Annotated in this window: 21 protein-coding genes; 19 read left to right on the forward strand and 2 right to left on the reverse strand. The window is 67.2% G+C overall.

The window, feature by feature from the left end; translation table 11 throughout:
- Window positions 1-11 precede the first annotated feature (11 nt).
- The 5 genes from L978_RS03790 (at window position 12) to L978_RS03810 (ending at window position 5,904) form a co-directional block, all read left to right on the forward strand.
- Window positions 12-1,316 (forward strand): homoserine dehydrogenase, encoded by a 1,305-nt coding sequence (locus L978_RS03790; RefSeq protein ID WP_047520443.1) that lies wholly within the window; start codon window positions 12-14, stop codon window positions 1,314-1,316.
- A 2-nt stretch (window positions 1,317-1,318) separates the two neighbouring features.
- On the forward strand, window positions 1,319-2,281 hold the full coding sequence (gene thrB, locus L978_RS03795) for a homoserine kinase (RefSeq protein ID WP_442921785.1): 963 nt from the start codon (window positions 1,319-1,321) through the stop codon (window positions 2,279-2,281).
- A 164-nt stretch (window positions 2,282-2,445) separates the two neighbouring features.
- Complete coding sequence (rho, locus tag L978_RS03800; protein ID WP_047520445.1) at window positions 2,446-4,371, forward strand: transcription termination factor Rho; 1,926 nt, start codon at window positions 2,446-2,448, stop codon at window positions 4,369-4,371.
- An 11-nt stretch (window positions 4,372-4,382) separates the two neighbouring features.
- Window positions 4,383-5,462: a peptide chain release factor 1 gene (prfA, locus tag L978_RS03805; protein WP_047520447.1), complete on the forward strand. Its 1,080-nt coding sequence runs from the start codon at window positions 4,383-4,385 to the stop codon at window positions 5,460-5,462.
- Window positions 5,463-5,496: 34 nt separating this feature from the next.
- Entirely contained in the window at window positions 5,497-5,904 is a 408-nt protein-coding gene (locus tag L978_RS03810) for a phage holin family protein (protein WP_047520449.1), read from the forward strand.
- A gap of 22 nt (window positions 5,905-5,926) precedes the next feature.
- Here the strand turns inward: L978_RS03810 and epsC are convergent, their stop codons facing one another.
- The gene (gene epsC / locus L978_RS03815) at window positions 5,927-6,496 is read right to left on the reverse strand and encodes a serine O-acetyltransferase EpsC (RefSeq protein WP_047520454.1); all 570 of its coding nucleotides are present in this window, start codon (window positions 6,494-6,496) and stop codon (window positions 5,927-5,929) included.
- A gap of 8 nt (window positions 6,497-6,504) precedes the next feature.
- Window positions 6,505-7,443, reverse strand: a complete 939-nt coding sequence (cysK, locus tag L978_RS03820; protein ID WP_047520456.1) for a cysteine synthase A — start codon at window positions 7,441-7,443, stop codon at window positions 6,505-6,507.
- Between the two features lie 99 nt (window positions 7,444-7,542).
- Between cysK and prmC the strand changes: the two genes are divergently transcribed.
- From prmC to L978_RS03890, 14 genes are all read left to right on the forward strand, one after another.
- Window positions 7,543-8,403: a peptide chain release factor N(5)-glutamine methyltransferase gene (gene prmC / locus L978_RS03825; protein ID WP_047520458.1), complete on the forward strand. Its 861-nt coding sequence runs from the start codon at window positions 7,543-7,545 to the stop codon at window positions 8,401-8,403.
- A gap of 52 nt (window positions 8,404-8,455) precedes the next feature.
- Window positions 8,456-9,184: an L-threonylcarbamoyladenylate synthase gene (locus tag L978_RS03830; RefSeq protein WP_047520460.1), complete on the forward strand. Its 729-nt coding sequence runs from the start codon at window positions 8,456-8,458 to the stop codon at window positions 9,182-9,184.
- Window positions 9,181-10,350, forward strand: a complete 1,170-nt coding sequence (locus L978_RS03835; RefSeq protein WP_047520461.1) for an MraY family glycosyltransferase — start codon at window positions 9,181-9,183, stop codon at window positions 10,348-10,350. The genes L978_RS03830 and L978_RS03835 overlap by 4 nt, the downstream gene beginning before the upstream one ends.
- Window positions 10,350-10,868, forward strand: a complete 519-nt coding sequence (locus L978_RS03840; RefSeq protein ID WP_047520463.1) for a hypothetical protein — start codon at window positions 10,350-10,352, stop codon at window positions 10,866-10,868. Before L978_RS03835 ends, L978_RS03840 begins: the two co-directional genes overlap by 1 nt.
- A 237-nt stretch (window positions 10,869-11,105) precedes the next feature.
- Window positions 11,106-11,798 carry a F0F1 ATP synthase subunit A gene (atpB, locus tag L978_RS03845; RefSeq protein ID WP_227991600.1) on the forward strand — a complete coding sequence of 231 codons (693 nt, stop codon included), beginning with the start codon at window positions 11,106-11,108 and terminating at the stop codon, window positions 11,796-11,798.
- A gap of 43 nt (window positions 11,799-11,841) precedes the next feature.
- The gene (atpE, locus tag L978_RS03850; RefSeq protein WP_017830994.1) at window positions 11,842-12,078 is read left to right on the forward strand and encodes an ATP synthase F0 subunit C; all 237 of its coding nucleotides are present in this window, start codon (window positions 11,842-11,844) and stop codon (window positions 12,076-12,078) included.
- A 27-nt stretch (window positions 12,079-12,105) separates the two neighbouring features.
- On the forward strand, window positions 12,106-12,660 hold the full coding sequence (locus tag L978_RS03855; RefSeq protein ID WP_047520467.1) for a F0F1 ATP synthase subunit B: 555 nt from the start codon (window positions 12,106-12,108) through the stop codon (window positions 12,658-12,660).
- Window positions 12,660-13,451, forward strand: coding sequence for a F0F1 ATP synthase subunit delta (locus tag L978_RS03860; RefSeq protein ID WP_047520469.1), 792 nt, complete (start codon window positions 12,660-12,662; stop codon window positions 13,449-13,451). Before L978_RS03855 ends, L978_RS03860 begins: the two co-directional genes overlap by 1 nt.
- 47 nt (window positions 13,452-13,498) lie before the next feature.
- Window positions 13,499-15,139: a F0F1 ATP synthase subunit alpha gene (gene atpA / locus L978_RS03865; protein ID WP_047520471.1), complete on the forward strand. Its 1,641-nt coding sequence runs from the start codon at window positions 13,499-13,501 to the stop codon at window positions 15,137-15,139.
- Between the two features lie 19 nt (window positions 15,140-15,158).
- On the forward strand, window positions 15,159-16,055 hold the full coding sequence (locus L978_RS03870) for a F0F1 ATP synthase subunit gamma (protein WP_047520473.1): 897 nt from the start codon (window positions 15,159-15,161) through the stop codon (window positions 16,053-16,055).
- A 21-nt stretch (window positions 16,056-16,076) separates the two neighbouring features.
- Entirely contained in the window at window positions 16,077-17,531 is a 1,455-nt protein-coding gene (gene atpD / locus L978_RS03875) for a F0F1 ATP synthase subunit beta (protein WP_047520474.1), read from the forward strand.
- 2 nt (window positions 17,532-17,533) lie between these two features.
- Window positions 17,534-17,794 carry a F0F1 ATP synthase subunit epsilon gene (locus L978_RS03880; RefSeq protein ID WP_046748245.1) on the forward strand — a complete coding sequence of 87 codons (261 nt, stop codon included), beginning with the start codon at window positions 17,534-17,536 and terminating at the stop codon, window positions 17,792-17,794.
- A 76-nt stretch (window positions 17,795-17,870) separates the two neighbouring features.
- Window positions 17,871-18,617: a YaaA family protein gene (locus L978_RS03885; RefSeq protein WP_047520480.1), complete on the forward strand. Its 747-nt coding sequence runs from the start codon at window positions 17,871-17,873 to the stop codon at window positions 18,615-18,617.
- Between the two features lie 117 nt (window positions 18,618-18,734).
- The coding region (locus tag L978_RS03890) for a DUF3824 domain-containing protein (protein ID WP_052193307.1) at window positions 18,735-19,340 on the forward strand (606 nt) is incomplete at its 3' end.

Below are 19,340 nucleotides of genomic sequence, written 5' to 3' on the forward strand. Positions count from 1 at the left end.
AAGGAGTAACCATGACTGACTACCGACGACTTCGTGTGGCACTGCTGGGTGCGGGAGCGGTCGGCTCCCAGGTCGCGGCGCTCCTGCTGCGCCACGGTGACGAGCTGGCCGACCGGGCGGGTGCCGAACTGGAGCTCGCCGGCATCGCGGTGCGCGATGTGAACGCGCCCCGCGACGTCGATCTCCCCGCAGAGCTCTTCACCACCGATGCGGAATCGCTGGTCCTCGGCGCGGACATCGTGATCGAACTCATCGGCGGCATCGAGCCGGCCCGCGGCACCATCCTGCAGGCGATCGGCGCCGGTGCGGATGTGGTCACGGCCAACAAGGCGCTGCTGGCGACCCACGGCCCCGAGCTGTTCGAAGCGGCCGACCGCGTCGGTGCCTCCGTGTACTACGAAGCCGCGGCTGCGGGTGCGATCCCGATCATCCGCCCCCTGCGCGACTCGCTGGCGGGTGACCGGGTGGTGCGCATCATGGGTATCGTGAACGGCACCACGAACTACATCCTCGATCGGATGGACAGCGAGGCCGCGGACTTCGCCGATGTGCTCGCCGACGCGCAGCGCCTCGGGTACGCCGAGGCCGACCCGACCGCCGATGTCGAGGGCTATGACGCCGCGCAGAAGGCCGCGATCCTCGCGAGCCTCGCCTTCCACACCGCGGTGCCGCTCGATGCCGTGTATCGCGAGGGGATCACGTCGATCACCCCGTCGATGATCGAGGAGGCGCGCGCAGCGGGCTTCGTGATCAAGCTGCTCGCCGTGTGCGAGCGGATCGAGGCGAACGGTGCGGAGTCGATCTCGGTGCGCGTATACCCGGCGCTGGTCCCGAACTCCCACCCCCTCGCTTCGGTGCACGGTGCCAACAACGCCGTGTTCGTCGAGGCGGAGGCCGCCGGATCCCTGATGTTCTACGGTGCGGGTGCCGGTGGCGTCCAGACCGCGTCCGCCGTGCTCGGAGACGTGGTCTCGGCGGCCCGTCGCCACATCGCCGGCGGCGTCGGCGTGGGCGAATCGACCCGCGCGAATCTTCCGGTCGTCCCGATCGGACACGTCACCACGCGCTACCAGATCACGCTCGAGGTCTCGGATGCGCCCGGTGTGCTCGCCACGGTCGCGGGCATCCTCAGCGACGGAGGAGTCTCCGTCGCGACCGTCGTGCAGACCGTCGAAGGCGAGGACGAGCCCACCGCACGGTTGATCATCGGAACCCACCGTGCGACGGAGCAGGCACTCAGCGCCACCGTCGACGCCCTCGCCGACAGCGCCGTCGTGGCACGGGTCGTGTCGGTGCTCCGCGTGGAAGGCGAGTGACGGTGGCGACAGCACTGCCCCCGGTCGACGGGGTATCCGTCGACCGGCGCACCGTCGAGGTGCGGGTCCCCGCGACCAGTGCGAACCTCGGTCCGGGATTCGACACGCTCGGCCTGGCCCTCAGCATCTACGACACGCTCCAGGTCACCGCGCTGCCGGCCGGTGAACTCGACATCGAGGTCACCGGTTCGGGTGCGGCCGAGATTCCGCGCGACGCCTCGAACCTCATCGTCCGGACGATCGCCTATGTCTTCGCGGACGCGGGCCGACCGGTGCCCGGACTGCGCATCGTCGCCGAGAACGGCGTGCCGCACGGCCGCGGTCTCGGATCCTCCGGGGCTGCCGTCGCCGCGGGGGTGCTCGCGGCGAAGGGGCTCCTCGCGGGCGACGTCGAGATCGGCGACACCGATCTGTTGCGCCTGGCCACCGAGATCGAGGGCCACCCCGACAACGTCGCTCCTGCGCTCTTCGGCGGATTGACGATCGCATGGATGGGAGAGCACGGCCCGCAGCACAAGAAGCTGCTCGTGCACCGCGGTGTCTCGCCGCTCGTCCTCGTCCCGGCCTACACGATGTCCACCTCGCAGGCGCGATCGCTGCAGCCGCCCCATGTGTCCACAGCGGATGCGGTGTTCAACGTCTCCCGCTCGGCGCTGTTGATCGCCGCCCTCATGCAGAGCCCGGAACTGCTCCTCGATGCGACTGCCGATCGGCTCCATCAGGACTACCGGGCCGGGGCCATGCCGGAGACCCAGCGACTCGTGCAGGCGCTGCGCAAGGCGGGCTTCGCGGCGGTCGTCTCCGGTGCCGGGCCGAGCGTTCTCGTCCTCGCGGACGGACCGGGGAGTCGTCAAGACGCGGTGGAGCTGGCCGACCAGGTCACCGACACCCCGTGGGAGGCGCTCCTGCTCGCAGTCGACGTTCGTGGTGGTACAGTGGGGACTCGAGCGGAGGGCTCCACGTAACGACGTGAATCTGGCCCCATTGCAACTCTTGCAAGACCCGCACGCAAACCCTTGAGGCACAAGTGCCGAGGCTGGCTGGCGCTGAGCGCCGGCCCGTGCGATCGTGCGCAGCACCCGTTGTGCGCGTTCAACGCTCATTCCCCATGACATATAAGGGAGTACTCGTGGAGAACCTCTCCGAGACCCAGAACGATTCTTCGGCACCGGCCGCGGAAGCTGCTGCAGCGACCACCGAGACGGCGCCGGCGCGCAAGCGCGCACCGCGTCGTGCGAGCACCGCCACGACCGCGGAGAAGGCCGAGAAGGCCGAGAACGCGGAAAAGGTCGAGAGCGCCGAGAAGCCCGCGAAGCCGAAGACGACGAAGGCGAAGACGACGAAGGCGGCTGCCGCCACGACGAGCGAGCCCGCATCTGCGGAGGCGTCCGCCGAGTCGCCCGAGGCGGCGCCGAAGGCGAAGACACCGCGTCGGAGCCGCGCGAAGAAGGCGGATGCCGAGGCTCCCGCCGCGGATGCCGCTTCCTCGGACGCTCCGGCTGCAGACGCCGCCCCGGCCGAAGCCGCTGCGGAATCCGCACCGAAGTCGACGGGACGCGGTCGCCGCGGTGCGCAGAAGTCGACGCCCGACGCCGACGCCCCCGCGCCGGTGAAGGACACGGCAGCAGACGCCGCTCCCGCCGACGCGCCTCAGAACGGCGACTCCGGCTCCGACTCCGACGGTGGTGAGGAGCAGGGCGGGCGTGGTCGCAACCGCAACCGCAGCCGCAACCGAGGACGCGGGCAGAACAGCTCCGGGCAGGACCAGCAGGCTCAGCCGGCCGGGGATGACGAGCCGTCCGGCGGCAACAACCGCAATCGCCAGCGCAACAAGCGCCGCAACGGTGCTCCGACCGATGAGTTCGACACGGAGATCGGCGAGGACGATGTCCTGATCCCGATCGCCGGCATCCTCGACGTCCTCGACAACTACGCGTTCGTCCGCACGACCGGTTACCTCGCCGGTCCGAGCGACGTCTACGTTTCGCTCGGACAGGTCAAGAAGTACAACCTGCGCAAGGGTGACGCCGTCGTCGGCTCGATCAAGCAGCCGCGCGAAGGCGAGCAGCAGGGCCGTCAGAAGTACAACGCGCTGGTCAAGGTCGACTCCATCAACGGTCTGTCGATCGACGACGCAGCCACGCGTGTGGAGTTCGGCAAGCTCACTCCGCTCTACCCGCAGGAGCGCCTGCGTCTGGAGACGGCTCCCGAGAAGCTGACCCAGCGCATCATCGACCTGGTCGCCCCGGTCGGCAAGGGACAGCGCGGCCTCATCGTCGCTCCGCCCAAGGCCGGCAAGACGATCGTGCTGCAGCAGATCGCGAACGCGATCGCGCAGAACAACCCTGAGGTCCACCTCATGGTCGTGCTCGTCGACGAGCGCCCCGAAGAGGTCACCGACATGGAGCGCTCGGTCAAGGGCGAGGTCATCGCCTCCACGTTCGACCGGCCCGCCGAAGACCACACCACCGTGGCGGAGCTCGCGATCGAGCGTGCGAAGCGTCTGGTCGAGCTCGGCCGCGACGTCGTCGTGCTGCTCGACTCCATCACGCGCCTCGGCCGTGCCTACAACCTGGCGGCTCCGGCCTCGGGTCGTGTGCTCACCGGTGGTGTCGACGCCTCCGCGCTCTACCCGCCCAAGCGCTTCTTCGGAGCCGCGCGCAACATCGAGAACGGTGGATCCCTCACGATCCTCGCCACCGCCCTGGTCGAGACCGGGTCGAAGATGGACGAGGTCATCTTCGAGGAGTTCAAGGGCACCGGCAACAGCGAGCTGCGCCTGTCGCGTGCGCTCGCGGACAAGCGCATCTTCCCGGCGGTCGACGTGAACGCGTCGAGCACCCGCCGCGAGGAGATGCTGCTGTCGGCCGACGAGGTCAAGATCACGTGGAAGCTGCGTCGCGCCCTCGCCGGCCTCGACCAGCAGCAGGCCCTCGAGGTCGTCCTCGGCAAGCTCAAGGAGACCAACTCGAACGTCGAGTTCCTCGTGCAGATGCAGAAGTCGATCCCCACGCTCCCTTCGGGCGCGCACGGGCACGACAACAACATCCGCTGAGCGGCTGAGCCGTGTTCGAGTCCGTCCAGACTCTGATCGACGAGCATCGCCGGGTGCAGGAGGAACTCTCCGACCCGGCGGTGCACGCCGACGCCGCCCGCGCGAAGCGCGTCAACCGTCGCTATGCCGAGTTGTCGCGCATCGTCGCCGCTTACGAGGCATGGGTCGCTGCGACCGATGATCTGGAGACGGCTCGCGAGTTCGCCCGGGAAGACGAGTCCATCGCGGCGGAGATCCCCGCGATGGAGGAGGAGCTGCAGGAGTCCCAGGAACGTCTGCGTCGTCTGCTCATCCCGCGTGACCCGGACGATGCGCGTGACGTGATCATGGAGATCAAGGCCGGTGAGGGCGGTGCGGAGTCCGCACTGTTCGCAGCCGACCTGCTGCGCATGTACATCCAGTACGCCGCCTCCAAGGGCTGGAAGACGGAGCTCCTGGAGCGCAACGAGTCCGACCTGGGCGGCTACAAGGACGTGCAGGTCGCGATCAAGGGCTCCTCGTCCGACCCCGCGCAGGGCGTCTGGGCGCATCTCAAGTACGAGGGGGGCGTGCATCGCGTGCAGCGTGTGCCGGCCACCGAGTCGCAGGGACGCATCCACACCTCCACGACGGGTGTGCTGGTCTTCCCCGAGGTGGACGAGCCGGAGGAGATCCACATCGATCAGAACGATCTCAAGATCGATGTCTTCCGCTCGTCCGGCCCCGGCGGGCAGTCGGTGAACACGACGGATTCTGCCGTGCGCATCACCCACGTCCCCACGGGCATCGTCGTGTCGATGCAGAACGAGAAGTCGCAGTTGCAGAACCGCGAGGCCGGAATGCGCGTGCTTCGCGCCCGATTGCTCGCGAGGCAGCAGGAGGAGCTCGACGCGGCGGCGTCCGACGCGCGCCGTTCGCAGATCCGCGGGATGGACCGCTCCGAGCGCATCCGCACGTACAACTTCCCGGAGAATCGGATCGCGGACCACCGCACCGGCTTCAAGGCCTACAACCTCGATCAGGTGATGGACGGCGCGCTGGACCCGCTGATCGAGAGCGCGATCACCGCGGATGAGGAAGCGCGGCTCGCCGCACTCGGCGCCGAATCCTGAGGCGCGAAGCCACGCTGAGCGCTAGGCTCAGGCCGTGATCACACTCCTGTTCCGCGGTCTGATGTACGTGATATCGGCCGGCCTCGGCCTGATCGTCGCCGACCTCGCTCTCGAAGGGTTCCAGATCGAATGGGACAAGTGGTGGGGCTTCGTCATCTGCATCCTGATCTTCGCGATCCTGCAGAGCGTCCTGGCACCGTGGGTCGGCAAGATGGCGAATCGCTACGCGCCCGTGCTCATGGGCGGCATCGGCATCTTCTCGACCCTGATCTCGCTGATCATCGTGGTGCTGCTTCCCATCGGCGGACTCCGCATCACCGATCTCACCGGCTGGCTTCTCGGATCGGTGATCGTGTGGTTGATCACCGCGCTGGGCAGCGTCCTGCTGCCGCTGATCTTCCTGCGCAAGAAGGTCGAGTCCGTCAAGGACGCACGACGCTGAGTCGTGCAGCGACGCCCGACGCTCAGATCGCGTAGTCCGGAGCGGTGAGCAGCGCGCGGGTGTCCTCACCGGCGCTGCGCTGTCGTGGTTTCGCGGGAACGCCGACCAACACGCTGTCGGCGGGCGCATCGCGCGTGACCACGGCGTTCGCGCCGACCACGGAGCCGGCCCCGATCGTCACGGGGCCGAGGATCTTCGCGCCGGCACCCACGGCCACGCCGACCTCGAGGGTCGGATGGCGTTTCCCTGCGGTGCGCGTCCGTCCGCCGAGGGTGACGCCGTGATACAGCATCACGTCGTCACCGATCTCGCTGGTCTCGCCGATGACCACGCCCATGCCGTGGTCGATGAAGAAGCGACGCCCGATCTTCGCGCCCGGATGGATCTCTATCCCGGTCATCCAGCGTGACAGCTGCGATCCGGCGCGCGCGAGCAGTCGGAGTCGCCGTCGCCAGAGCGCGTGCGAGACGCGGTGCGCCCAGATCGCGTGGAGTCCCGGGTACAGGAGTGCCACCTCGACGGCGCTGCGTGCGGCCGGATCACGGAGACGGGCTGCCGCGATGTCTTCGCGCATTCGCCCGATGATGCCCATCGGAGATCTCAGTCTTCGCGCAGGTCCTCGAACAGCGCGGTGGAGAGGTAGCGCTCACCGGTGTCCGGGATCACCACGACGATCGTCTTGCCCGCGTTCTCGGCGCGGGCCGCCACCTTCAGCGCCGCGGACACGGCGGCCCCGGAGGACATACCCACGAGCAGACCCTCCGTGGCGGCGAGATCACGGGCGACGCGGAGGGACTCGTCGAATTCGGCGGTGATGATCTCGTCGATCACGTCGCGGTCGAGCACGTCCGGGACGAAGTTCGGACCGATGCCCTGGATCTTGTGCGGGCCGGGGTGTCCTTCGCTGAGGACGGGGGAGTCCTTGGGCTCGACGGCGATGACCTGCACACCGGGCTTCGCGGCCTTGAGGGCCTGGCCGGTGCCGGTGACGGTTCCGCCGGTTCCGACCCCGGCGACGAAGATGTCGATCGCGCCGTCGGTGTCGCGGAGGATCTCCTGCGCCGTGGTCTCGCGGTGGATCTGCGGGTTGGCCGGGTTCTCGAACTGACGGATCCAGATAGCGCCCGGCGTCTCGGCCACGATGCGCTTCGTCTCTTCGATCGCACCGCTCATGCCCTTGGTGGGGTCCGTGAGCACGATCTCGGCGCCGAACGCCTTGAGCAGGACCCGGCGCTCCTTCGACATGGAGGCCGGCATCGTGAGGATGACGCGGTATCCGCGTGCTGCTCCGACCATCGCGAGGGCGATGCCCGTGTTGCCACTGGTCGACTCGACGATCGTGCCACCCGGCTTCAGCTCGCCCGAGGCTTCGGCGGCGTTGATCATCGCGATGCCGATGCGGTCCTTCACGCTGGACGCGGGGTTGTAGTACTCGAGCTTGGCGAGCACGGTGGCTCCCAGGCCTTCGGTCACGCGGTTCAGACGAACGAGCGGCGTGTTGCCGAACGCGGTCGTGATGTCGGAGTGGATGCCGGGCATGAGGAGCCTTCCTGTGCGGGATCGCTGCCGGACCAGCCTAAGGGAGAGGGGAGTCGACGGCGCCTATGTGACAGGCGCGTGCACTCTACGCTGGAAGGCATGTCCGACACCTCTCTGGCGGCGCACGTCCGTGCCGCAGCCCAGCGCCTGACCGACGCCGGCGTCCCGGATCCTCTGGTCGACGCCGAACTGCTCGCAGGTCATGTCCTCGGCCGTCGACGTGGCGAGGTGCAGGCCGGCATCGTCCGCGGAGACGGCCTCGACGACGAGCGGGCGGCGGCGCTGGATGCTCTGGTGACCCGCCGTGCCGCACGCGAGCCGTTGCAGCACATCACGGGCTCGGCACCCTTCCGCCACCTCGAACTGGCCGTCGGCCCCGGTGTCTTCGTGCCGCGTCCGGAGACGGAGACCGTCGTGCAGTACGCGATCGATGCGCTGCTGAACTCCCCGGAGTCGGCACCGATCGGCGTCGACCTCGGGACCGGGAGCGGCGCGATCGCGCTGGCGATGGCGACCGAGGTGCCGCATGCGCGGATCTTCGCTGCGGAGCTCTCCGAGGATGCGCAGGAGTGGGCGCGGCGCAACGTCGCGGGGGTCGAGAATCTGACGCTCGTGCTCTCCGATCTGAGCGAGGCCTTCCTCGAGTTGGACGGCACGGCGACGGTCGTGATCTCGAATCCGCCGTACGTCCCCGATGAGGCGATCCCGCGCGACCCCGAGGTGCGGCTCTTCGATCCCGCGCTGGCGCTCTACGGGGGACAGGACGGCCTCGATGTGGTGCGGGCGCTCAGCTCCCGCGCGCTGCGTCTGCTGCATCCCGGGGGACTTCTGGTCATCGAGCACGGAGAGCTGCAGGGGGAGTCGATCCGCGACATCCTGGCTGCGGACGGATGGCGAGCGACGGCGACGCATCGCGATCTCACCCTGCGCGACCGCACCACCACGGCGCTCAGGCCCTGATCAGCAGCCTCCGAGCATCCGACATAGCCGCGACGCATAGAATCGAACCGTCATGTCCACCATCTTCGACTGCCGCGACGAATCGCAGCTGCTCGCCGGCATGCGCCATGCGCGCCAGGCGATCGGCCGTGGCGACCTCATCGTGATGCCCACCGATACCGTCTACGGCGTCGCTGCCGACGCCTTCTCGCCGGCCGCCGTGCAGCGGCTCCTCGATGCGAAGGGGAGGGGTCGCGATCAGCCGCCGCCCGTTCTCATCGGCACGAAGGAGACGCTCGCCGCCCTCGCCGAGTCCGTGCCGGAACCGGTCGAGCGGCTGGTGGAGGCGTTCTGGCCCGGTGGGCTCACGATCGTGCTCCCCGCACAGCCCTCGCTGGTGTGGGACCTCGGCGAGACCCAGGGGACCGTCGCCGTCCGCATGCCGGAAGGCCGCGTGGCGTTGGAGCTCCTGGCCGAGACCGGACCGCTCGCGGTGTCCAGCGCGAACCTCACCGGACGGGCGGCGGCGATCTCGGCGCTCGATGCGGAGAAGATGCTGGGTGACAGTGTCGCCGTGTACCTCGCCGATGGACTGAGCAAGGACGGCATCGCCTCCACGATCGTCGATGCCACCTCCCTTGTGCGCCGGGGTGGGGATGCAGATGCCGGAACGGTGCGCATCCTCCGCGACGGTGCGGTGACGCGTGAACAGCTGCACGACGTGCTGGGCGACCTCCTCGAGCCGGAGGAGCAGCACGAGGGGCACGAGCACGCGGAGGAGCAGCAGGACGCGGATTCGTGAAGCAGTATCTCGCCACGGTCATCCTCACGGCAGCGATCACCTTCGCGCTGACCTGGGCGGTCTGGCGACTGAGCCTTCGCTTCAAGCTGTATCCCGGCATCCGTGAGCGTGATGTGCACACCACGCCCACGCCGCGACTCGGCGGTGTGGCGATCTTCCTCGGCATCGCGGCCGCTTTCGGGTTCTCCGCCATCAACCCGTTCTTCCAGAGCATCTGGATCCCGCCGCAGACGATGTGGTCGATCCTCGGCGCTTCGCTGCTGATCGCGATCATCGGGGTCGTGGACGACCTCTGGGACATCGACTGGATGATCAAGCTCGGTGCGCAGTTCCTGGCCGCCGGCCTCATCACGGTCGGCGGGGGGCTGCAGATCCTGTCCCTGCCCTTCGGCGATCTCATCGTGGTCTCGAGCTGGCTGAGCATCACGATCACGATGTTCGCGATCGTCATCGTCATGAACGCGGTGAACTTCATCGATGGGCTCGACGGCCTCGTCGCGGGCGTGTGCCTCATCTCCAACGGTGTCTTCTTCGCCTACTCGTACATCTTCACGCGTGACTCCGGCGCCTCCAGCTACTTCAACCTGTCGACCTTCCTCGCCGCCGTGCTGATCGGTGCCTGCCTGGGCTTCCTCCCGCTGAACTGGAGCCCGGCGAAGCTCTTCATGGGCGACTCCGGTGCTCTGGTGATCGGGCTGCTGATGGCGACCTCGGCGATCGCCATCACCGGGCAGATGGACCCGTCCGCCTTGGACCCCGAGCGTCTCGGACGTTCGCAGCTCGTCGGTGCCTTCCTGCCGATCCTGCTGCCCCTGCTCGTCGTCCTGCTGCCGCTGCTCGATTTCGGGCTCGCGGTGCTCCGTCGCATGAGTGCGGGGCGTTCGCCGTTCTCGCCCGATCGCAAGCATCTGCATCACCGGATGCTCGACCTCGGGCACCGTGACCGCGACGCGGTCCTCATCTTCTACGCGTGGACGGCCGTCATCTCGATCGCCGTCCTCCTGATGTACGTCGGTGCGCGGGAGGACTGGCCGGGACAGTACCTCCCGGGCGTCGGCTTCGGCATCGTGGGCATCGCCGCCTGCCTCGTCGTCACCCTGAGCCCCACCCGCCGCAGGAAGAACCCCGCGGCCGCCGAAACCGACCCGACACCCGTGGAGTCCTGATGAGCCCGAGCCCCGTTTCCAGCACGCCGATCCTCCGGCGCACACTCATCGCATCGGGCGTGGCCACGGCCGTGCTCGCGATCATCGCCGGTGGCGTCGGCTACCTCGTGGCCCAGGGGGAGGGGCTGGTCAGCGGACTGTTGGGCGTGTTGCTCGCCGCACTCTTCCTGGCCATCACCGGGATCAGCATCCTCATCGCCAACCGCTGGTACGGCGATCCGATCTACGTGCAGCTCTTCTTCGCCATCGTCCTCGGGGGGTGGCTGCTGAAGCTGGGTCTGTTCGTGGTGGCGATGATCCTTCTCGCGGGGCAGCCGTGGCTGCACCCGATGGTGTTCTTCCTCTCGATCGTCGCCGGCGTGCTGATGTCGCTCGCGATCGACGTCATCGTCCTCACCCGCATGCGGTTGCCGAACGTAAGCGACATATCGCTTCCGACGGAGGTGCCGGAGGACCGTGCCCCCGGAAGGGCCAACGACATCGGAGAAGGGCCCGTCGACGAGGCCCCACGGTCTTAGGGTCCCCTCAGATTCTGATACTGTTGAACCGTGCCCGCCGCTCGCCCGCGAGCGCTTGCGCTGTGTAGCACACCGACCATCGTCGCCCCGGTTTAGACCGGTGCCCCGAAGCTGGAGCCCGCGCTGTTTAATCTTGCTGCGACCCTGACCCCCCGACTTGCCTCCGACGGTGAGTTCCACGGCCCTTCGATCGACGATTTCTTCCCGGAGATCCTCTTCCACGTCGGCCCCGTCCCCGTGAACCGGATCCACCTGGTCCAGTTGCTCGCGGTGATCGCCGTGGTGCTGATCCTCTGGCTCGGAACCCGCCGCATGAAGGTCGTCCCCGGACGCTTCCAGAGCCTGGTGGAGATGGGGCTCGGCTTCGTCCGCACCAACGTCGCCCACGACATGCTCGGGCGCAAGGACGGCGATCGGTTCCTGCCGATCCTCACCACGATCTTCTTCATGGTGCTGTTCATGAACATCACGGGAATCATCCCGTTCCTGAACATGCCGGGCACCGCGATCATCGCGGTTCCGCTCACGCTCGCGGTGGTCAGCTATGTGACCTTCATCTACGCCGGCATCAAGCGCCACGGCTTCAAGTTCTTCAAGAACTCCCTGTTCCCGCAGGGTGTGCCGGTCGCCGCCATGCCGATCGTCGCGGTCATCGAACTCATCTCGACGTTCATCCTCCGCCCCGTCACGCTGACCCTGCGTCTTCTCATGAACCTCGTCGTGGGGCACATGATCCTGGTCCTCGCGTTCTCCGCGACCCAGTTCTTCTTCTTCACCGCAGGCGGCGGCTGGGCCGCGCTCGGTGTCGGAACCCTCGCCTTCGGCGGCGCCTTCACTCTCTTCGAGATTCTGGTCGCCGTCCTCCAGGCATACGTCTTCACCGTCCTCACCGCGGTCTACATCCAGCTCGCGGTCGCAGAAGAGCACTGAGCGGGCAGGCATCAGCCTTCCCACCCAACGAAAGGAAAAACCCGTGGACGCTACTACGGTTCTCGCTGAAATCAACGGTCACCTCGGAGCGGTCGGCTACGGCCTCGCAGCCATCGGCCCGGCCATCGGCGTCGGCATCGTCGTCGGCAAGACCATCGAGGGTGTCGCCCGTCAGCCCGAGCTGGCCGGTCGTCTCCAGGTCCTCATGTGGATCGGTATCGCCTTCACCGAGGCGCTTGCGTTCGTCGGCATCGCCGTCGCATTCATCCCCTTCCCGTAATCCTCACCGACTTCTGAAGGAGACAGGATGCTGAACGCTCTTGTCACGAACCTCGCAGCAGAGGGTGAGCCGAACAACCCTCTCATCCCTGCGTGGTACGACATCATCTGGTCGGGCCTCTGGTTCATCGTCATCCTCTTCGTCGTCTGGAAGTTCGCGCTTCCGCGTCTGACGGCGATGCTCGACAAGCGGTCCGCCGCGATCGAGGGAAACATCGCGAAGGCCGACGAGGCTCAGAAGCAGGCTGAAGCTGCGCTCGAGGAGTACACGCGTCAGCTCGCTGAGGCGCGCACCGAGGCCGGCGAGATCCGTGAGGCCGCCCGTGAGGACGGCAAGAAGATCGTCGCCGAGGCGAAGGAAGCTGCGGCTTCCGAGGCCGCTCGCATCACCGCCACCGCGCACACGCAGATCGAGGCCGAGCGGCAGACCGCTCTCGTCTCGCTCCGCAGCGAGGTCGGAACGCTCGCCATCGACCTCGCCGGTGGCGTGGTCGGTGAGACGCTCTCCGACGATGCACGTGCGACGGCCGTCGTCGACCGCTTCCTCGCCGAGCTCGAGTCATCCGAGAAGGCGGCTCAGTAATGGGCAGCGCGACCACTCAGGCACTCGCGGCATCCATCAAGACGCTTGCCGCAGCGAAGGACCTCTCTCTCGACACCGCACGGGAGCTGCTGGCTGCCGCGCGTGCCGTGAGCGAGTCGTCCCAGCTGAGCGGCGCGCTTGCTGACCCTTCCGCTCCCGCCGTGGCACGACAGAACGTCGTCACCGCGGTGTTCGGCGGGTTCTCCGCAGGTGCTCAGGACGTTCTGAAGACCGTCGTCGCTGAGCGCTGGTCGAACGCGGGTGAGCTCGTCGACGGTATCGAGGAGCTCGCGATCCGCGCGGCAGCGATCGCGGAGCCGGGCGTCGACATCGAGGGGGAGCTGTTCGGCTTCTCCCGGGTGATCGCCGCCAACCCTGAGCTCGAGCTCGCTCTGGGCAGCCGCGTCGGCGGAGAAGATGCCAAGAGCGCGCTCATCGAGCGCCTCCTGGCCGAGGGCTCCACGAGCGCCGCCTCGACGCTGATCATCACCTCGTTCGTGCGCGAGCCGCGCGGACGCCGGATCCGGCGACTGCTGAACCGGGCGATGAGCATCGTCTCGAGTCAGCGCGGTCGCGTGGTCGCCACGGTGCACACCGCGGCACCTCTCAGCGACGCGCAGCGCACCCGTCTCAGCGACTCGCTCTCGCGTCGCTATGACGGTCAGGTCTCGCTCAACGTCGTCATCGTCCCTGCCGTCGTCGGAGGTCTGCGTGTGCAGATCGCCGATGACGTCATCGACGGCAGCATCTCCGCACGACTCGCCGACCTTCGCCAGAAGCTCGCGGGCTAACACGACTTCGCGCGGGGAACCGCGCACCCAGATACAAAGGGAAGACAATGGCAGAACTATCGATCAGCCCCGACGTCATCCGTGACGCGCTGAAGGACTTCGCCGCCGCATACGAGCCCTCCGGGGCCGGGGCGACCGAGGTCGGCACCGTCATCGACGCCGCAGACGGCATCGCGCACGTCGAGGGACTGCCCGGCGTCATGGCGAACGAGCTCGTCATCTTCGCGGACGGCACCAAGGGCCTCGCGCAGAGCCTCAACGAGCACGAGATCGGTGTCGTCGTCCTCGGCGAGTTCACCGGTGTCGAAGCCGGACAGGAAGTCACCCGCACCGGCGAGGTCCTCTCGGTTCCGGTCGGCGACGGCTACCTGGGTCGTGTGGTCGACCCGCTCGGCAACCCGATCGACGGCCTCGGCGCCATCGAGACCGAGGGCGTCCGCGCCCTCGAGCTCCAGGCCCCGGGCGTCATGCAGCGCAAGTCGGTGCACGAGCCGATGCAGACCGGCATCAAGGCCATCGACGCGATGATCCCCGTCGGCCGTGGTCAGCGTCAGCTCATCATCGGCGACCGCCAGACCGGCAAGACGGCGATCGCGATCGACACGATCATCAACCAGAAGGCCAACTGGGAGTCGGGCGACGTCAGCAAGCAGGTTCGCTGCATCTACGTCGCCATCGGCCAGAAGGGTTCGACCATCGCTTCGGTGAAGGGCGCGCTCGAAGAGGCCGGCGCGCTGGAGTACACCACGATCGTGGCCGCTCCGGCTTCCGACCCCGCGGGCTTCAAGTACCTCGCGCCCTACACCGGTTCGGCCATCGGCCAGCACTGGATGTACGGCGGCAAGCACGTGCTGATCATCTTCGATGACCTGTCCAAGCAGGCCGAGGCCTACCGAGCCGTCTCCCTCCTCCTCCGCCGCCCGCCGGGCCGCGAGGCATACCCCGGTGACGTGTTCTACCTGCACTCCCGTCTGCTCGAGCGTTGCGCGAAGCTCTCCGACGAGCTCGGTGCCGGTTCCATGACGGGTCTCCCGATCATCGAGACCAAGGCGAACGACGTCTCCGCGTACATCCCCACCAACGTGATCTCCATCACGGACGGCCAGATCTTCCTCCAGTCCGACCTCTTCAACGCCAACCAGCGTCCGGCGGTCGACGTGGGTATCTCGGTCTCGCGAGTCGGTGGTGACGCGCAGGTCAAGTCGATCAAGAAGGTTTCGGGAACGTTGAAGCTGGAGCTCGCGCAGTACCGCTCCCTCGAGGCGTTCGCGATGTTCGCGTCCGACCTCGACGCGGCTTCGCGTCGTCAGCTCTCCCGCGGTGCGCGTCTGACCGAGCTGCTCAAGCAGCCGCAGTACTCGCCGTACCCCGTCGAAGAGCAGGTCGTCTCGATCTGGGCCGGTACCAACGGCAAGCTCGACACGATCGAGGTCGAAGACGTCCTGCGCTTCGAACGCGAACTCCTGGATTACCTGCGTCGCAACACCAAGGTCCTCGACACTCTGCGCGACACGAACGTCCTCGATGACGCCACGGTCGCCGAGCTCGAGAAGCAGACGGATGCCTTCGTCCTGGAATTCCAGGGTGGCAAGGGCCACGCCATCGGCGCCCCCGGTCACGAGGAGTACGCTGCGGCTGAGGCTGAGGACGTCAACCAGGAGAAGATCGTCAAGGGTCGTCGCGCGTAATCGCGTGAGGTACTGACATATGGGCGCTCAACTCAGGGTCTACAAGCAGAAGATCTCTTCTGCTCAGACGACCAAGAAGATCACGAAGGCGATGGAACTCATCGCGGCTTCGCGCATCCAGAAGGCGATGGCACGCGTCAAGGCGTCCACCCCCTTCGCGCGAGCCGTGACGAGGGCCGTATCGGCCGTCGCGACGCACTCGAACGTGGATCACCCGCTGACCCGCGAGTCCGAGAACATCACCCGCTCCGCGGTCGTGATCTTCTCCTCGGACCGCGGTCTCGCCGGAGCCTTCAACTCGCAGATCCTCCGTGAGGGTCTCGAGGTCGCGGAGCTCCTGCGCGAGCAGGGCAAGGAGCCGGTCTTCTACCTCATCGGACGCAAGGCGGTCGGATACTTCCAGTTCCGTCGCCTCGCGGCCGCTGCGGAGTGGACCGGTGACACCGACACCCCGTCGTTCCACACCGCCGAGGAGATCTCCGCCTCGCTGCTCGAAGCCTTCGCCCGCGGGGGACAGGACGGCGGCGTCGACGAGATCCACCTCGTGTACAACCGTTTCGTCAGCATGATGACGCAGTCGCCGGAGTCCGTGCGTCTGCTCCCGCTGGAGATCACGGAAGCCGATGAGTCGGAGGCGGGCAACACCGTTTACCCGCTGTACGAGTTCGAGCCGGATGCCGAGACCGTCCTCGACGCCATCCTGCCGGTGTACATCCAGAGCCGCGTCTTCAACGCACTTCTCCAGTCGTCCGCCGCGAAGCAGGCAGCGACGCAGAAGGCGATGAAGTCGGCCAGCGACAACGCCGACAAGCTCATCACCGACTACACCCGTCTGCGCAACAATGCGCGCCAGGCGGAGATCACGCAGCAGATCGCGGAGATCGTCGGCGGCGCCGACGCCCTCTCGAGCAAATAGACCATCAGGAAAGAGACGAAAATGACCCTCACCGCTCCGGCTGACCAGCCGGCGACCGCGGTCGTCGGGCGCGTCGCACGCGTCAACGGTCCGGTTGTCGACATCGAGTTCCCGCACGACTCGATCCCCGACATCTACAACGCCCTGAAGACGACGATCGAGATGGGCGAAGAGTCCACCGAGATCACGCTCGAGGTCGCTCAGCACCTCGGCGACGACCTCGTCCGCGCCATCGCCCTGAACCCGACCGACGGTATCGTCCGCGGTCAGGAGGTTCGCGACACCGGTGAGGCCATCTCGGTTCCCGTCGGTGACGTGACCAAGGGCAAGGTCTTCAACGTCATCGGCGAGGTGCTGAACCTCGAGCCCGGCGAGACCTTCGAGGTCACCGAGCGCTGGCCCATCCACCGCAAGGCTCCGAACTTCGACCAGCTCGAGTCCAAGACTCAGATGTTCGAGACCGGCATCAAGTCGATCGACCTCCTCACGCCGTATGTGCTCGGTGGAAAGATCGGCCTGTTCGGTGGTGCCGGTGTCGGCAAGACCGTGCTCATCCAGGAGATGATCCAGCGCGTCGCCCAGGACCACGGTGGTGTGTCGGTGTTCGCCGGTGTCGGTGAGCGTACCCGTGAGGGTAACGACCTGATCCACGAGATGGAGGAGGCGGGCGTCTTCGACAAGACCGCCCTCGTCTTCGGCCAGATGGACGAGCCGCCGGGGACGCGTCTGCGCGTCGCGCTGTCGGCTCTGACGATGGCGGAGTACTTCCGTGACGTGCAGAAGCAGGACGTGCTGCTCTTCATCGACAACATCTTCCGCTTCACGCAGGCCGGTTCCGAGGTCTCGACGCTGCTGGGCCGCATGCCCTCGGCCGTGGGTTACCAGCCGAACCTCGCCGATGAGATGGGTGTGCTCCAGGAGCGCATCACCTCGACGCGTGGTCACTCGATCACCTCGCTGCAGGCGATCTACGTGCCGGCCGATGACTACACCGACCCGGCTCCGGCGACCACCTTCGCCCACCTCGACGCCACCACCGAGCTGTCTCGTGAGATCGCCTCGAAGGGTCTGTACCCCGCCATCGACCCGCTGACCTCGACGTCGCGCATCATGGACCCCCGCTACTTGGGCGAGGACCACTACCGCGTCGCGACGACCGTCAAGCAGATCCTCCAGAAGAACAAGGAGCTGCAGGAGATCATCGCGATCCTCGGTGTCGACGAGCTCTCCGAGGAAGACAAGATCGTCGTGTCGCGCGCACGTCGTATCCAGCAGTTCCTCTCGCAGAACACCTACATGGCCAAGAAGTTCACGGGTGTCGAGGGTTCGACCGTCCCGCTCAAGGAGACCATCGAGTCGTTCGATGCGATCACCCGTGGTGACTTCGACCACGTCGCCGAGCAGGCCTTCTTCAACGTCGGTGGTATCTCCGACGTCGAAGAGCAGTGGGCGAAGATCCAGAAGGAGAACGGCTGACCATGGCGCTGCATGTCAGCCTCGTCTCCGCGGATGCGGAGGTCTGGACGGGAGAGGCGAGCCTCGTGGTCGCCAAGACCGTCGAGGGTGAGATCGGCTTCATGAGCGGCCACGAGCCGGTGCTGGCCATCCTCGCCGAGGGGCAGGTTCGCATCACGCAGTCGGATGGCACCAAGGTGCTGGCCAACGCGCAGGACGGCTTTCTCTCGATGGAGGGCGACACCCTGACGATCGTGGCCGGCAACGCGGCTCTCATCGCCTAGCTTTCTCCTTTCGACGCGTCCGCCTCGGTACCCGCTCGGGTCCCGAGGCGGACGCGTCTGCATCCACCGAGGTTTCATGAAGATCCTGCTCCCTCCGTCCGAGACGAAGCGAGAGGGGGGCGTCGACGTCCCGCTCGACCTGCCCTCGTTGGCCCTGCCCGGTCTGGCCCCGCACCGCGCCGCCGTGCTGGATGCGCTCGTCGATCTCGCAGCCGACGAGCAGGAGTCGCGGCGTGTGCTGAAGCTGAGTGAGCGTCAGGCCGGTGATGTCGCCCACAACCGGCGACTGCGGACGGCACCGACGATGCCCGCCGTCGACCGGTACACGGGCGTCCTGTTCGACGCGCTCGACGCCCCGTCTCTCCCGACGGCGTCCCGCCGGTGGTTGGGCGACCATGTCTGGATCCACAGCGCACCGTTCGGTCCGGTCGGCGCCCTCGATCCGATACCGACCTATCGTCTCGCTGCGGGAACCTCGCTCCCCGGACTTCCCGCGCTGCGGCGCCATTGGGCCGATGCGACCTCTGCGGCGTTCGTGGATACCGCTCCGTCGTTCGTGCTCGATCTTCGCAGCGAGGCGTATGTCGCTCTGGGGCCGGTTCCGGACAGCGTGCCGTCGGCGTACGTGCGGGTCGTGACCGAGCACGGCAGGGCATTGAACCACTTCAACAAGAAGTCGAAGGGGCTGCTCGTCCGCGCCCTCGCCGAGGATCGGCCCCGAAGCTCCTCTCTTCGTGGCTTCCGCACGTGGGCGCAGTCGCGGGGGATCACGCTCCGCGACACCGATCATCGGGGCACCATCGAACTCGTCGTCGCGGAGTAGCGGGCGCTTTCGGGCGCTGACGCGCTTCCGCAGACCTCGTTGCCCGGGGATCGCGCGCACCGCTAGTGTGGTGTCGCGGCGTCAATCGCGTCCGTACATTCAGATCCGGAGGGGATCATGGACTCCTATTACGACTCGGGATACCTCGCCGTAGTTTTCGGCATCGTCATCTTCAGCGTCATCATCGGTCTTGCCGGGTACGTGCTGGGCTCTCTCTTCTTGATGAAGATCTTCGACAAAGCAGGTGTCGAGGGCAAGTGGCGTGCGTGGGTGCCCGTCTACAACGCGATGATCTTCTTCAAGCTCGGTGACCTGAGCCCGTGGCTCGTCCTCTACGGAATCGCTGGTGCCGCGCTGCTCAGCTGGATCGGCATCGGCTACGCGTTCTCGCTCGCTCTCGGAGTCTTCTCCGCGATCGCGGCCTGGCGCATCGGCCTCAAGCTTCAGAAGGACGCCGTCTGGGTCGTCCTCTACGTGTTCCTGAGCATCGTGTGGCTCGGTATCAACGCGTTCGACAAGTCTCGCTGGAACCCGAACATCCAGCCGGCATCGTGGGCTTCGAACGGCTTCCTCGGCGACCGGACGGTCTGGAACGGCGTGCCCGTCCAGCCGGCCGCTGCAGCCCCGCAGCCTGGCTACGGTGCGCCGCAGGGATACGCTCCGCCCGCGCAGCCGGGCTATGCGCCGCCGGCCCAGCCCGGGTACGCACCGCCGGCAGGCCCT

Origin of the sequence: Microbacterium sp. ZOR0019, from assembly GCF_000800925.1 — a bacterium.
Lineage (GTDB): Bacteria > Actinomycetota > Actinomycetes > Actinomycetales > Microbacteriaceae > Microbacterium > Microbacterium aurugineum.

What these genes read in the sequence shown, in the direction of transcription:
- cysK (WP_047520456.1), bottom strand. Translation starts at nt 7,443, where the DNA reads ATGCCCGGCATCCACTCCGACATCACGACCGCGTTCGGCAACACGCCG.
- L978_RS03880 (WP_046748245.1), top strand. Translation starts at nt 17,534, where the DNA reads ATGGCGCTGCATGTCAGCCTCGTCTCCGCGGATGCGGAGGTCTGGACG.
- epsC (WP_047520454.1), bottom strand. Translation starts at nt 6,496, where the DNA reads ATGGGCATCATCGGGCGAATGCGCGAAGACATCGCGGCAGCCCGTCTC.
- L978_RS03790 (WP_047520443.1), top strand. Translation starts at nt 12, where the DNA reads ATGACTGACTACCGACGACTTCGTGTGGCACTGCTGGGTGCGGGAGCG.
- L978_RS03840 (WP_047520463.1), top strand. Translation starts at nt 10,350, where the DNA reads ATGAGCCCGAGCCCCGTTTCCAGCACGCCGATCCTCCGGCGCACACTC.
- atpD (WP_047520474.1), top strand. Translation starts at nt 16,077, where the DNA reads ATGACCCTCACCGCTCCGGCTGACCAGCCGGCGACCGCGGTCGTCGGG.
- L978_RS03870 (WP_047520473.1), top strand. Translation starts at nt 15,159, where the DNA reads ATGGGCGCTCAACTCAGGGTCTACAAGCAGAAGATCTCTTCTGCTCAG.
- L978_RS03885 (WP_047520480.1), top strand. Translation starts at nt 17,871, where the DNA reads ATGAAGATCCTGCTCCCTCCGTCCGAGACGAAGCGAGAGGGGGGCGTC.
- L978_RS03860 (WP_047520469.1), top strand. Translation starts at nt 12,660, where the DNA reads ATGGGCAGCGCGACCACTCAGGCACTCGCGGCATCCATCAAGACGCTT.
- L978_RS03855 (WP_047520467.1), top strand. Translation starts at nt 12,106, where the DNA reads ATGCTGAACGCTCTTGTCACGAACCTCGCAGCAGAGGGTGAGCCGAAC.
- L978_RS03830 (WP_047520460.1), top strand. Translation starts at nt 8,456, where the DNA reads ATGTCCACCATCTTCGACTGCCGCGACGAATCGCAGCTGCTCGCCGGC.
- atpA (WP_047520471.1), top strand. Translation starts at nt 13,499, where the DNA reads ATGGCAGAACTATCGATCAGCCCCGACGTCATCCGTGACGCGCTGAAG.
- prmC (WP_047520458.1), top strand. Translation starts at nt 7,543, where the DNA reads ATGTCCGACACCTCTCTGGCGGCGCACGTCCGTGCCGCAGCCCAGCGC.